Source organism: Tolypothrix sp. PCC 7712, from assembly GCF_025860405.1.
GTDB classification, from domain to species: Bacteria; Cyanobacteriota; Cyanobacteriia; order Cyanobacteriales; family Nostocaceae; genus Aulosira; species Aulosira diplosiphon.
Window position 1 is genome coordinate 3,146,737 of the sequence record NZ_CP063785.1, and the last position, 13,942, is coordinate 3,160,678.

Annotated in this window: 11 protein-coding genes; 4 read left to right on the forward strand and 7 right to left on the reverse strand. The window is 39.7% G+C overall.

Translation table 11 applies throughout. The annotated features are described in order from the left end of the window. Positions 1–8: 8 nt before the first annotated feature. Positions 9–248, forward strand: coding sequence for a hypothetical protein (locus HGR01_RS12990; RefSeq protein WP_045871573.1), 240 nt, complete (start codon positions 9–11; stop codon positions 246–248). 333 nt (positions 249–581) lie between these two features. On the opposite strand, the gene HGR01_RS12995 is transcribed toward HGR01_RS12990, so the two are convergent. Next, entirely contained in the window at positions 582–1,340 is a 759-nt protein-coding gene (locus HGR01_RS12995; RefSeq protein WP_045871572.1) for a GDYXXLXY domain-containing protein, read from the reverse strand. Between the two features lie 281 nt (positions 1,341–1,621). Beyond that, on the reverse strand, positions 1,622–3,058 hold the full coding sequence (locus tag HGR01_RS13000) for a DUF2157 domain-containing protein (protein WP_194007965.1): 1,437 nt from the start codon (positions 3,056–3,058) through the stop codon (positions 1,622–1,624). Between the two features lie 39 nt (positions 3,059–3,097). Between HGR01_RS13000 and HGR01_RS13005 the strand changes: the two genes are divergently transcribed. From HGR01_RS13005 to HGR01_RS13015, 3 genes are all read left to right on the forward strand, one after another. Continuing rightward, positions 3,098–3,229, forward strand: coding sequence for a hypothetical protein (locus HGR01_RS13005; RefSeq protein ID WP_263420029.1), 132 nt, complete (start codon positions 3,098–3,100; stop codon positions 3,227–3,229). Positions 3,230–3,358: 129 nt separating this feature from the next. Continuing rightward, positions 3,359–4,318 carry an RsmB/NOP family class I SAM-dependent RNA methyltransferase gene (locus tag HGR01_RS13010; protein WP_045871571.1) on the forward strand — a complete coding sequence of 320 codons (960 nt, stop codon included), beginning with the start codon at positions 3,359–3,361 and terminating at the stop codon, positions 4,316–4,318. A 620-nt stretch (positions 4,319–4,938) separates the two neighbouring features. Further along, entirely contained in the window at positions 4,939–5,439 is a 501-nt protein-coding gene (locus HGR01_RS13015; protein ID WP_045874037.1) for a DUF1648 domain-containing protein, read from the forward strand. Between the two features lie 13 nt (positions 5,440–5,452). On the opposite strand, the gene HGR01_RS13020 is transcribed toward HGR01_RS13015, so the two are convergent. From HGR01_RS13020 to ppsA, 5 genes are all read right to left on the reverse strand, one after another. After that, positions 5,453–7,429, reverse strand: a complete 1,977-nt coding sequence (locus tag HGR01_RS13020; protein WP_155539607.1) for a tetratricopeptide repeat protein — start codon at positions 7,427–7,429, stop codon at positions 5,453–5,455. Between the two features lie 563 nt (positions 7,430–7,992). Further along, a complete protein-coding gene (locus HGR01_RS13025) occupies positions 7,993–9,516 on the reverse strand; it encodes a pyruvate kinase (protein ID WP_045874036.1) in 1,524 nt (507 codons plus the stop codon). 72 nt (positions 9,517–9,588) lie between these two features. Further along, positions 9,589–10,116: a universal stress protein gene (locus tag HGR01_RS13030; RefSeq protein ID WP_045874035.1), complete on the reverse strand. Its 528-nt coding sequence runs from the start codon at positions 10,114–10,116 to the stop codon at positions 9,589–9,591. A gap of 16 nt (positions 10,117–10,132) precedes the next feature. Beyond that, positions 10,133–10,261 carry an alpha/beta hydrolase gene (locus HGR01_RS13035; protein ID WP_155539605.1) on the reverse strand — a complete coding sequence of 43 codons (129 nt, stop codon included), beginning with the start codon at positions 10,259–10,261 and terminating at the stop codon, positions 10,133–10,135. 50 nt (positions 10,262–10,311) lie between these two features. Further along, positions 10,312–12,798, reverse strand: a complete 2,487-nt coding sequence (ppsA, locus tag HGR01_RS13040; protein WP_045874034.1) for a phosphoenolpyruvate synthase — start codon at positions 12,796–12,798, stop codon at positions 10,312–10,314. Between the last annotated feature and the right edge of the window lie 1,144 nt (positions 12,799–13,942).

Below are 13,942 nucleotides of genomic sequence, written 5' to 3' on the forward strand. Positions count from 1 at the left end.
ATCTTGATATGGATAGAAAAACTAAACGCCTTTTAATGCTAGTTGTTTTCTGTAGTTTGAGTGGTGTTATTTTAGGCGGTACTACCAGCTGGGCAGAAAGTACTATGTGTTTGGAAGCCAAGACAGTTACTAGTGACTGCTTGACTCAAGACCCTATACAAAAAACTATACAAGGAATGAGTACTGGTTTAGTAGCCGGTGCCGGAGCAGCTTTTGGTGTAGCTTGGCAGTTACGCCAACAAGACTAAACAATTCGTAATTCGTAATTTGTAATTCGTAGTTAAAGCGGCTATTTTGGGATAATCAATCGCAAAATAGCCGCTTTGCATATACAGAGTAGGGTGGAATGTCACTTACTTTAGCGGGATTTAGATCCCCGACTTTTTCAAAAAGTCGGGGATCTGGGCAGCAATGTTTACTTAAGTCAGTGCTATTCCAGAGTAGAGTGTGTTCTGCCTTATAGCAACGCACCTTAAATATGCTTTAAAGTGTCATTGATGTTTTTTTTAGTTTTGCTGCGCGATAACACAGGCTACTATTAAGTAATTACGAACTACGAATTACGAATTACAAATTAGTAATTATTCAAAGCGATAGTTGCGATCGCGCACCCATAAACTAATAGGTACAGCATTACCTTGAGGATCGACTTTGACTTTGACTACTATTGGTTGTCGTCTTCCTTCACGAGAGTCTAAAGCACGGGAAATATCTCTACTAATCCGTTGCCTTTGTTCCTCTGGGATGTAATATGTCTCTACGCCATAATTGACAACGCCATCCCGATATACGCCTTTTAAGGCGACCTGATCATTTGCTAGGTTTGTGGGTCGTCTTCCGCTAACTCTTATTGGCCTCCAAGCAGACGGAACACCACGACCAGAAAATTCTCTCTCTTCCAGAGTTACATACAAATTGGTTCCTTCTGCCAATTGTCTAGTTCTACCCCTATTTTGCCTTAGCAACTCCTGCCAGCCAGGTAGTCTTCTCAAAGTTGCAATTCGGGAAATGTTATAGTCTAAATTGATGGCGTAATTTTGCCGCACATCATCAGGATCTACAGACGCACTTTGCAAAATCACAGTTTTGCCTGCAACATCTGTGTAAACAGCTTGGGTCGGTACTGCCATAATCAACCCTGTTTGAATTAACAGGGGAACCAGTAACCGCCAAAAAGGTAAAGGTTGGTTTGCTTTTTGTTCAGTAGCAATTAAATAATCCCGAAAAGTCAGCTTTCCAGAAAATTCAGCTTCGGGAGACCAACCTTGATTAGATTTATTTGATGATTTATTCGATTCAGAAGCGCTGGATTTATTTGATTCGGAGGCATTACTTTTCATGGGCGTAGTCCTGAAAGGAGAGGAAAATAACCGGGATTAGGACTTACGCAGAGACAGGCTAAGGGACTTTCAACTAAAAAAATATTCCATCCCTGCGGGACGCTACGCGAACGCTATGTCAGCAGAGGAAGCGGACTAAGCAGAGGAGAAAGAATTTATTCCTCTGAAGGTGGGATCATTTATTTTCTGAAAACCCCTAACTACTCAAATATTAGGAATACACAGAGATAACATTCTATCGAATTCTTCGTAATTATGAATTACGAATTATGAATTACGAATTACGAATTGCTTTTTTTACTTTTTCCTTCAGATTGGCGACGTTCAAACCACAGTCCGGCGCTAATTAGTACAGAACCACACATTACAAAAACCAGCGACTTGACTAGCAAGTCTGTATTGTACTCCCACACCCGACTGAGGACTTGTAAAGTTAACAATAGCATACCGCCCCAGAAGGCGGGTCTATCGTTAAGTTTCAATCCTTCTTGAATTAGTTTCCAAGCTAAGATGACTAACAGAACGTTGAAGGCAAAAATTCCCAGTTCGCTAATGCGAGTAATACCTTGATGCCAAAAAGGTACTAAAGCCGTAATGCCAATAAATATCCCAATTAGGATCAGGTTGAAAACCATTTCTCGACGGGCAGGATTATTGCGTTGACGCAGCAGAAATAACCATTGTAAGACTGCCAAGCCACTAAGAATCCCGATATCGATGATGGGAAGACTTCTGAAGATGTTGCTGTTAGTAGTTGGCGGGATATAGCCATTTTCGGGAAATTGCCATTGCCAACGAAAGGACAAGATATAAAATGCAAAACCAAAACAGAATAAAGCCAGGCTACGCGCTAGGGGTTGAAACAAGCGATAATTAACCGTGGGAAATAGTAAGTCATCGTAACTCCACAATAAAGCTGGTGGAAGTGCAAAGGCGAAGGATGCCACCCACGGCGCAATATCAGTGTAAGTTAGTACTTGTAAGGGATTGAGGTTGAATTGCAAGGAACTGACAAAAGCAAAAACTGCTAATCCAAAAATCCAGCGCGATCGGCAAAAATAGGCTAAGGGTACAAAAAATAGCCAGGATATCAAGGGCATATGTCGCACAATTAATCTTGCCCAAGTCCATTCGCCTTGAGTGTACCACCAGTCTCCGAGTCCACTCCAATAACCAATGAGGACGAGGACAATGCCCAGAATACCCAAGGAATTTAAGGATAGGCTGTAAGCCATGATCACAACCCCAAATCCCCAAGCAATAAACAGTTCCGCAGTGGAACCAGCAATATTGAAGACTTGAGCCATCAAGAGGATATTTGCGCCTAAAATAAAAGCGCCTAATATCAGTAAAGCCTCTCCTAATGAGCGTTTGCTGCGGTCAAGTTTTTTGCCTTCCGCTTTCCGCTGTGCAGGTTCTCGCCAAGTGTAAAAACCAGTGATAGTAACAGATAGAAACAAACTGATCATCAAGATAAACTTGACATCTCGCGACCATTCTTGCCAGTTGGCGGCGATAAAAATAATCACACCTAACACTAACAAGATACCGCCAACTGCGATCGCAATCATCCGCGAGCGATCGCGCGTAGCTGCTTCTATGTTGTTAAATTGATAACGGTCTGCTAACTGTTGGTATTGCGAAGCACTAATTATGCCTTCGTCTCGCCACAGCTGTGCTTCTTTGCGTATTTTTTGCTGAAAATTATCGAATATCATGACCCTCGGTGGTGTAGTTTGGGGGCTGGGGATTGGGAATTGGGGACTGGGGATTGGGGATTGGGGACTGGGGATTGGGGATTGGGGACTAGGAAGATAAGAGAATATGGGGAAAGGGGAAATAATCAATTACAAACACCTAAAACCAAACACCAAACACCAAATGCTTAATGTCCAATGCCCTATGCCCTATGCCCTATGCCCCATGCCCCATGCCCCCATTTCAAATGACATGATGTTTTTCAGTATGCAGCTAAACCTTAGCTTGGCATTGTTCTTTCATAACAGTTTGATTTATCGATGGAAAAACCTTCAAATCTATTAATTAAACTTGCAAAGCGTTTGTTTGCAAACGTTGATATTCAAGAGAAATTTATTGCAGCGCTGATTAATCCTCAACCTTTTCATCCTTGCATTTTATGGTGTCAATCAAGACCAAAAATTTCACCTTTTTCTGTAGAAACACCAGCTAGTTGGCAACCGGAATTTGTAGATAGGTTACCTTTAGGAGAAAAGCCAGGTAAACATCCTCTGCATGACCAAGGAGATTTTTATTGTCTGGATTTTTCTTCTGTATTTGCAGCAGCGCCTTTATTAACAATTTCACCATCGGTAAAGCTGATATTTGATATGTGTGCTGCACCGGGAGGCAAGAGTATCTTTGCGTGGAAGGCTTTGCAACCTGAATTACTAATTAGTAATGAGGTAATTGGTAAACGGTTAGGAATGTTAATTTCTAATTTGAAACGTTGCCAGATTAAACCCAGCTTTGTAGTTAATCGAGATTCTAGTATTTTGGCGGAAACTATACCATTATCTAGTAATTTGGTTTTAGTGGATGCTCCTTGTTCTGGGCAATCTTTACTCGCTAAAGGTGAAAAAGCACCAGGATGTTTTCACCCAACTAATATTAATAAATGTGCTAATCGGCAAAAACGGATTATAGCTAATTCTGCTAGATTGGTAGCGCCTCAAGGCTATTTAGCTTATATGACTTGTACCTATTCTCCAGAAGAAAATGAGGAAGTGTGTGAATGGTTTTTACAGAGATTTCCTCAATTTGAGGCAATTAAAGTGAGTAATTTCCAAAATTACCAATCGCATTTAACCGATATACCTTGTTATCGTCTGTTTCCCCAAGATAGGTTAGGAGCAGGAGCATTTACGGTACTGTTCAAAAATACAGAGGTTGGTGAGACAAAGGAGGTAGATGAAGAGATTTTTAATCAACTTGGTTGCAGAGAAATTTTATCTGAATGAACATTAAGGAGCAGGAAACAGGAGGAATAGCCAGAAATTTTATGTGATTGGATTTGACAAGGACACCGTATTTTTTGTGATACGTTTATCAAAATATATTTTTGATTTTGTTAATCAATAGATTTAGTAGCGGACTGACACAGCTAATTTGATGCAATAGCAAAAATTCATCGGCGTTTATCGGCACGGCAGTTGCTTCTCCCAAGGGGAGACGCTACGCGTAGCTTGCTTCCCCGTAGGGGTACAAGTCGGGGAACCGCAAGGGCGCACTGCCTTGTTTATCTGCGGTTAATTTAATCAAATCTAATGCCTCATTTTAGGCGTGTCAGTCTAGTAGAGTGCGTTAAGCTAAAGCTAACGCACCGATGGAAAAGCTTTTCATGCGTTGCTAAAATGTTGCAATAATTTTTCTTGTGGGGTGGACATCTTGTCCGCCCCGGACGGGTGAGACACCCATCCCACAAGAGTTTTTTTATGCACTATTTTAGTCTTGTCAGTCCACTAGGGGGAAGCAAACTTACCATAGAGAAGATTGTAATTTTTTTTGACATTTGGGGTAGTTTCATATTTCAAAAATCAGGCTAGATTAAGACCAAAATCAGCAGATTAAGGTAAATATCATGAGTAATCAAAGGCCTGTTCTTGTAATTCCTGAATCGCAGCTATTGCAAATAATAAATTGGGGTGCGTTAGCAGGAATAGTGGCATTATTTGGCATCGCACTTCACGGTTGGTTAACATTACCCGATACGATACCAGTCCATTTTGGCGTTGATGGACGCGCTAACGGCTGGGGTAGCAAAACAGTTATCTGGTTGTTACCAATAGTGGGTTTATTTATGTATGGAATGCTGACATTGATCAACCGCTATCCCCATACTTTTAATTATGTAGTGACAATTACGGAAGAAAATGCATTTAGACAATATCAAATTGCTTGCTCAATGATCGTTTGGTTAAAGTTTGAATTAGTTTGGCTCTTTGCTTACATTGAATGGCAAATGTACAATCTCGCCACTACCGAAAATCCTACTTTAGGAATTTGGTTTGGCCCTGTGTCTGTAATATTGATATTTGCTACGGTTGCATATTGGTTAAGCCAATCTTTGATGGCTCGTTAATGACGAGGACTAGCTAGACTTCTGCTAAAATTTCTAATTGCAACTCAATATGAGCTTGAGAATAGCGATCGCCATATTCCACAAAAATATCTAAAGCTCTTTGATAATTTTGGCGCGCCTGTGCTGTATCCTGGATAGTCTGGGCAATCATCCCCAGGTTTTGATAAGTACGGGCTTGTTTATAGCGATCGCCATATTCAATATAAATATCCAAAGCTTGTTGATAATAGCGTTGCGTCTTTGCTAAATTCTGCATCTGTTGAGCAACTAGCCCCAAGTGTTGGTAGATATTGGCTTGCTCATAGCGATCGCTTTGTTCGATGTAGATATCCAAAGCTTGTTGATAATAGCGTTGCGCTTCGACAAATTCCTGTGTTTTTTGGGCTACACTTGCCAAATCTTGATATATCTTGGCTTGCTCATCGCGATCGCCATATTCAATGTAGATGATCAAAGCTTGTTGATAATGTTGTTGCGCTGCTGCAAATTCCTGTGTTTTTTGGGCTATACTTGCCAAATTTTGATATGTCAGTGCTTGGTGCTGGCGATCGCCATGTTCAATATAAATATCCAAAGCCTGTTGATAATTACGCTGTGCTGGTGATAGCTCTTGTAACGCTTCGGCAACTACACCCAAATTGTAATAGGTGCTGGCGCAAGAATAGCGATCGCTATGTTCGATGTAGATTTGTAACGCTTGCTGATAATTGCGCTGGGCTTCGGTAAATTCCCGCAATTCTTGGGCAATTATCCCTAAATTGTAGTAGGTGCGGGCACATGAATAGCGATCGCCATGTTCAACGTAGATTTGTAACGCTTGTTGATAATAATTCTGCGCCTGTGACAATTCCCATATTTGTTGAGTAATATTGCCTAATTGGTCATAAGTACGGGCTTGATGATAGCGATCGCCATATTTAATATAAATATGCAAAGCTTGTTGATAATTACTTTCTGCTTGTGCAAATTCTTGCATTTGCTGGGCAATTATCCCTAAATTGTAGTAGGTGCTAGCTTGCCAAATTTGTTTCTGTATCTGCTTTTGGCTGTCTAAAGTCTTGTATATTTGTAATGCTTTTATGTAAGATTCTCTGGCTTGTGAATATTGTTTTTTTAACAGTTGCCAGCGACCTAGTTTTTGAATTGCTAAGGGTATTTGATAGCCTAATTCACTTTTAATAAATACAGATGGATATTTTTCTAAATTTTGACAGACTATTTCTGCTAACTTCTGATTTGTTTGATTGTCATTAATCAAATCTAAGTATCTATCTAGACAAAAATAAATACTCATACTTTCTTGCTTATGCAAGCATAATTCTAAGGCTTTGTAGAGGTTTTCATATTGCCATTGACAAAATAATCTGCCCTTTTCCCGCTCTTGGTAATCATGGGAATTTAGCAATTGGTGATATTTTTCTGCATACTTTAAATAGTGATTTTTAAATGCCTCATCTAAGGCTTGATGCATTTGCTCATTGAGGCTTTCTAACTTCTGCTGCAAAAAGTAAGGAAATACAGGCTGGATAATCAGCAAATTAGCGAAAATATTATGATATTGTAACAATCCCCAGTCAATAGCTTCTTGAATAGCTGCATCAATTTTTTTGAGGGAATATTTCTTAAGTAATTCTAAGTTTTGTAGTTCTTGAATGTAATTTACCAGTTCATTCCGGTCAATCAAACCCTTCAAGGGAGATAAGTACAATAGTAACGTCTGTGTATCAGCAGATAAATCCTTGTGAGGATATTCTACACATTTAAAGATTGTTTTACTTTTATAATCGCTAAATTTATTTAAATTTATATTAACAGCCTGCCAATCTAGCCGCATCTCCTGTGGCGATTGCTTGTGTAAATTTGCTAGCACTATTTGCTTTGCTAAAGGATACGCCGCCAACAAATTCATCAACTTCTGAACATCTACATCTTTGCGAATCGCATCAAATCTATTAATAGCTTGGTTTTGACGAATCATACTGGCTGACACGGCTAGAGACTCCCAAAATTTACAATTACATCCTGTAATTACTGTTTAATATATTCTCTATGTAATCGCTGATAATTTAAAAAAATTTTCATATATTTTAGGCTATTATTATACAATTCTTATGCGGTTTACGTATGTTGGCTGTTATCCAAATTACAAATTTATAATTTGTAATCCAAGATTAAGAAAACCTAAACTGTATAATTTTAATTGAGGGCTATATTATTTAAATTAATATTAACTACAGCAATTTCCAGAAATTATGTGATATGCGGAAAGTCCGCTTCCTCTAACTGAGGATAAATTGGTTAGAGAAAGCAGACCTAAATATTTACTTAATTTTTTCACATTTAATTCATACCAAATCAAATAATGTTTGCGACACATCAATATATGCTAGAGGGCACGGCACTGTTCCCTACAATCTGTCGCATTCTTTTTTCAAATTGGTATTACATAACTCAGGTGTTATTTCAGGCAAAAGACACAAATATTTAATTGAAATGAGATATGCAAATTAGCAGATGCTTGTTCAAAAATTGTGCAAAAAACCAGCGCTACTTTTACCAGGAACGTAAAGCGCGCAATTGGTGTGTTTTCTTCATTTGATGTGCCTGCATTCTGGTGAGTACATCATCTAAAATTGTTACAGCCTGGACAATATAGGGGCCTTTGTTCAACATCACACACTCAGCCCTTTCTGCCATTGCTGCATCAGTCATTTCTGCCCGTGAAGGCATTCCGTGTTTCACGAGATTTTCTAAAACTTGAGTAGCCCAAATTACAGGCACATGGGCAGCTTCACATAACCACAGAATTTCTTCTTGAATTTCTGCTAGACGCTGGTAACCAATTTCCACAGCTAAATCCCCTCTAGCAATCATAATGCCAAAGGGTTGTTGACCTGCTGCTTGCACAATTAATTCTGGCAGGTTGCTAACAGCCAATGGGGTTTCGATTTTAGCGACGATCGCAGGGATGGGAGAACCTGCTGGTAACCTAGCTTGTAATTCCTGTTGTAAAAGCGCGATATCTTCAGCTTTTTGCACAAAGGAGTAGCCAATAATATCCACTAGTTCGGCGTGGCTAGCGATAAAGTCTAGATCTTGTTTGTCTTGATTTGTGAGTGGACTTAAGTGCAAATCTGTATCAGGAAAGTTTAAGCCTTTATCAAGTTGGAGTTTATTACCTTTGAGGCGAGTCTGAGTAATCCTTATCCAAATACCTTCATCGGTGATAGATTCTACAAGTCCACCTATATGACCATCATCAATCCATACTCTCGCGCCTAACTGTATTTGATCTAGTACTTCCGGTAAAGTACAACTTGCTTGGAAACAACTAGATCCAACAGTGGTGGATACATCACGAGTCAGCAGCAGCAAATCTCCACGACAGATGTGACGTTTACCATTAGGCGCGAGAGTAAATTCAATTCGCGGTTTCGGCCCGCCTAAATCCATTAAAATTTTGCAGGGATGTTTCATCTCTGCTTCTGCCAACCGCACATTCGCAATCATGGCAGACCATTCAGTCGGAGTATCATGAGAGCAGTTAATCCGCACACAATCAGTTCCCTGGTGAATGAGATTCCGGACTAACTCATAATTGCTAGCTGCTTCTGTAGGCAATGTCACCATAATTCTGACTCGACGGTGACGAAGGGTCTTACCAAACAGCGCCTCAGTTTGTTCTTGCAGCAAGCGATCGCCTTCAAAAAATTCCTCTAATGGTGGGTGACTAATGGGAGAATTTAACTTAACATCACAAGCAGCTGCTAAAGTAGCAATTACTGCATCTAAATGAGCTAAAACCTTAGTTTCAATATGTCCTAATGAACATAAACCCCAAGGTAACAAAGCCATTTGCAATTCCCGCAAGTCATAACGCCGCAGTGCTAAATAATAAGCTAAGTTGAGACTACTATTAATAAAAGCTGGTCTATGAATGCGCGATCGCCATTCGTGAAAAATCTCCTGTCCTTCTTGATAAACACATTTGCGAAGCTGTTGTAAGGCGGTGAGTAAGGCTTGGGGATTGGATAGATCCACACCAAAATCGGGAGTTTTTAAGCTTGAAGACAGCATATAAGTTAAGGGTTGGAAGTCCGATTGTTAGGGAATAAAGATGATACTCATGGATTAAACTGCTTGTAAAAATCAAGCTGAACCTGCTACCGTGGCTGGGGAATTTTCTTTAACAGCATCAACTACCCCTTGTACTGCTAAAACTGAACAGGGAGCATGATGCAGCACATAATTGCTAACGCTACCTAAGAAAAACTCGCTAATTCCCGTTAGTCCACGCCGACCGAGAATAATTAAATCAGCTTGCCAACTACGGGCTAAATCGCAAATAATTCGACTAGGATCGCCAAATTCCTGAGTGTATTCTGCATTGACACCTTGAGCGATCGCTTTATTGTTTAACAACGTCAAAAATTCTACCCCTTCACGCTTTAAAGATTCCCACTGTCCCAGATAATAGTTGACATCATCAGGAGTGAAAGGAGCGTAAATTCCATCTGTAGCTATACCTGGAGGATTGGGATACCGCTCATCAAAAGGTGAAAGCACATAGAGCAACATTAATTCCGCATTAGTTGCTTTCGCTAAAGCTAAAGCCTGATCAAAAACTTGTTGACCAATTTCTGAATTATTAACCGCAACCAAAATTTTGTGAAACATAATGATTACTCCTTATTTAGTATTTGGGCATGGGGAATGGGGAATGGGGAATGGGTAATGGGTAATGGGTAATGGGTAATGGGTAATGGGTAATGGGTAATGGGTAATGGGTAATGGGTAATGGGTAATGGTTATTTCTCTTCATCTCCCTCATCCCCCTCATCCCCCTCATCCCCCTCATCTCCCTCATCCCCCTCATCCCCTAGCTTCTGCATTAGCAATTTCTAGGAGTGTTTTCAGTACTGAATCAGGATTGAGGCTGATGGAATCAATTCCTTGTTCGACAAGGAAGCGGGCGAATTCTGGGTAATCACTCGGTGCTTGGCCGCAAATACCAATTTTGCGTCCATGCTGTTTAACTGTTTGGATAGCTGTGGCGATTGTTCGCTTCACAGCTTGATTGCGTTCATCAAATAGATGGGCAACTAATTCTGAATCTCGATCCAATCCCAGGGTTAATTGCGTTAAGTCATTGGAACCGATGGAGAAGCCATCAAATACTTGAGCAAATTCGTCTGCGAGAATCACGTTACTGGGCAATTCGCACATTACGTAAACTTGTAAGCCGTTTTCGCCTCTGACTAAACCATTGTTTGCCATCTCAGCTAATACTCGCCGCCCTTCTTCGGGAGTCCGGCAGAACGGTATCATTAAAATAATGTTGGTTAAGCCCATGCGATCGCGTACTTGCTTCATCGCCTGACATTCCAAAGCAAAGCCTTCACGATAGCGTTGATCGTAGTAGCGCGAAGCACCACGCCAGCCAATCATCGGGTTTTCTTCTTTGGGTTCAAATTGTTTACCACCTAAGAGATTGGCGTATTCGTTACTCTTGAAATCAGACAGCCGCACAATTACAGGTTTGGGATAAAAAGCAGCTGCGATCGTACCAATACCTTCAGCTACTTTATCTACAAAGAATTGCGCTTTATTTTCATATTGAGTAGTTAACTCAGCTATTTTGTATTTAGCTAGTTCGTCTTCTAATTCATCAAAATGAATCAAGGCTAAAGGATGGGCTTTGATGTGGTTAGCAATAATAAATTCCATTCGCGCTAATCCTACACCATCATTAGGAATAGCTGCAAAACCAAATGCTTCTTCTGGATTGCCCACATTCATCATAATTTGAGTGTGGGTGTGTGGCAGTTTTTCTAATGGTAATTCTTGAATTTCAAAAGGTAATAAACCTGGGTAAACTTTTCCGGTTTCACCTTCTGCACAACTAACAGTAATTTCTTGCCCAGTTTTTAAGATAGTAGTCGCATTACCACAACCAACAATCGCCGGAATTCCTAACTCCCTGGCAATAATTGCTGCATGACAAGTACGTCCGCCAGCATTAGTTACAATCGCACTAGCCCGTTTCATAATCGGTTCCCAGTCTGGATCGGTGCGGTTAGTTACGAGTATTTCTCCAGCTTGAAACTGATTAATTTGATGCACATCTAAAATTACTCTGGCTTTCCCTTGCCCAATCATCTCACCGACGCTACGGCCTGTAACTAAAGGAACTAGGGATTGAATATCGTCTTTCCCAGTCCCCAGTCCCCAATCCCCAGTCCCCAATCTATAAGTCCGCAATATATTCCCCGTCTTTTGGGACTGCACTGTTTCTGGACGCGCTTGGACAATAAACAGTTCATTGCTAATCCCATCTTTTGCCCATTCAATATCCATTGGCGTATATGTACCACGGACTTGGGAGTAATGTTCTTCAATGATGCAAGCCCAATTAGCAAGTTGTAAAATCTCCTCATCATTGAGAGCAAATATATTCCGTTCCGATGCAGCGACGGAGATATTTTTAGTTAATTTTGAGCCGCCCAGATCATAAACCATCTTAATTTCTTTACTGCCAAGGCTTTTCCTGATAATTGGGCGGTATCCTTGTTTTAATGTGGGCTTAAATACTAAATATTCGTCGGGGTTAACTGCGCCTTGAACAACGTTTTCACCTAAACCGTAAGCAGCAGTAATTAAAGCTGCGTCTTTAAAGCCAGTTTCCGTATCAATAGAGAACATGACACCAGAACTAGCCAAGTCAGAACGTACCATTTTTTGCACGCCTACCGACAGGGCAACATTGAAGTGGTCAAAACCCTTAATTTGGCGATAGGAAATGGCGCGATCGGTAAAAATAGAAGCAAAGCATTTGTGACAAGCTTCTAATACAGCTTCTAAGCCATGAACATTTAAATAAGTTTCTTGCTGTCCCGCAAAGCTAGCATCGGGTAAATCTTCCGCAGTCGCACTAGAACGAACAGCTACATCAGTATCTATTTCAGCATCATATTGCTGACAAAGACTGCGATAAGCTTGGGCGATCGCTTCCTGTAATTCTACAGGAAAGGGAGTTTGCAGCATTAATAACCTTGCTTTCTTCCCACATTGCCGGAGATTTTGCACATCTTCTACATCTAAATCAGCAAAAATTTCTCTAAGTTTTGTTTCCAAACCAGCCGCAGAAATAAAGTATTTATATGCGTAAGCAGTGGTAGCAAACCCTGTAGGAACTTTTACACCTCTGCGCCGGAGTCGCTGAATCATTTCCCCTAAAGAAGCATTTTTGCCTCCAACTAAAGGAATGTCTGCAATACCTACGTCACTTAAAGGTAATACAAATGCTTGTTCTTTGGAAACTGAGCGAGATATTTCTTGATTATCCAAGATTTCTAGCATAATTTTAAGTTCCTTAAAGAAATAGAGATACTGAAGAGCAATGTATTATTTGTTTTGATCCCAAGCCCTACACTCATTTATATATAAGGATAATTTGAGGATCTTGTGAAGATATAGCTATTAGTAATTTGTTTTTACATCAGCCTCAAAACTAAAATCCAAAAGAGTTTTCTTTTTTTTAGTTTATGGAAGCAATTATTAACAATCCAACTCATATATTGCAAAATGTATACAAAAATTACAAAAACAAGAATAACTTAACTTTCTTCACAAGTTCCTCACATTTCACAATTATCTTAAAAGTGTTGATAGTGAATTTTTCTAGTTCAGCTGATTGCAGAACTTGCAAATATGAATTACTGTCCTTGCTGCTCTAACTTGCTGCTGCTACATATCAATGGTTCTGATCTATACTGGTTCTGCCGACATTGTTGGCAAAGAATGCCAGTATTTCTAGGACATCAATCCTGCTTATTATCAGAACATTTTGTAGAAGAGCTACCGACCATTGTGGATGGTCGTCACGAATCTGAAGGCCTTGTTTGCACAAACAAACGTGAAACCATCAACGGATGGATAGGCTTAGACAGAATATCAATTTGAAAGATAGATATTACTGATTAATAATTGGGTTGAGGAATTGCTGACTGATAAATAGGAAATAAAAAATGTCTGCATGTTTGTATGAGTAAGGTGCATAGGTAATCTACCTAATGCACCATCAAAAAAATTAATTAATACCAAGTTAAATATTATTGGTAAAAAAATAAATTATTCATACCATTTTAATGTGAAACTGCACATATCTTGATACTCCTAATAGCCCCATCTAACAATATTAGATGGGGCTATTATTTGTTGGTTGAAATTTCTTTGACAGAATTACCTTTTTATATAAAAATCATTAATTTGTAGCTGTCTCAATGTTTGAAAACTTTGTGTAACAAATCCTTGTAACAATTTTCTACGTGCGCTATGTAGGGCTTTTCAACAGGTAATTAAGGTATAGCTTGACAGCAAATAACTAGTACAACAAGGCAAAAGTCAAAAGAAAGAATGTTTATAGCACAAGCATTTTAGCAATTACAGATGGTCTGTTGATTTACGCCGACTTGTACTAGAGATGAATGTGATAGCTGGTAAA

What these genes read in the sequence shown, in the direction of transcription:
- HGR01_RS12990 (WP_045871573.1), top strand. Translation starts at nt 9, where the DNA reads ATGGATAGAAAAACTAAACGCCTTTTAATGCTAGTTGTTTTCTGTAGT.
- HGR01_RS12995 (WP_045871572.1), bottom strand. Translation starts at nt 1,340, where the DNA reads ATGAAAAGTAATGCCTCCGAATCAAATAAATCCAGCGCTTCTGAATCG.
- HGR01_RS13000 (WP_194007965.1), bottom strand. Translation starts at nt 3,058, where the DNA reads ATGATATTCGATAATTTTCAGCAAAAAATACGCAAAGAAGCACAGCTG.
- HGR01_RS13010 (WP_045871571.1), top strand. Translation starts at nt 3,359, where the DNA reads ATGGAAAAACCTTCAAATCTATTAATTAAACTTGCAAAGCGTTTGTTT.
- HGR01_RS13015 (WP_045874037.1), top strand. Translation starts at nt 4,939, where the DNA reads ATGAGTAATCAAAGGCCTGTTCTTGTAATTCCTGAATCGCAGCTATTG.
- HGR01_RS13025 (WP_045874036.1), bottom strand. Translation starts at nt 9,516, where the DNA reads ATGCTGTCTTCAAGCTTAAAAACTCCCGATTTTGGTGTGGATCTATCC.
- HGR01_RS13030 (WP_045874035.1), bottom strand. Translation starts at nt 10,116, where the DNA reads ATGTTTCACAAAATTTTGGTTGCGGTTAATAATTCAGAAATTGGTCAA.
- HGR01_RS13035 (WP_155539605.1), bottom strand. Translation starts at nt 10,261, where the DNA reads ATGAAGAGAAATAACCATTACCCATTACCCATTACCCATTACCCATTA.
- ppsA (WP_045874034.1), bottom strand. Translation starts at nt 12,798, where the DNA reads ATGCTAGAAATCTTGGATAATCAAGAAATATCTCGCTCAGTTTCCAAA.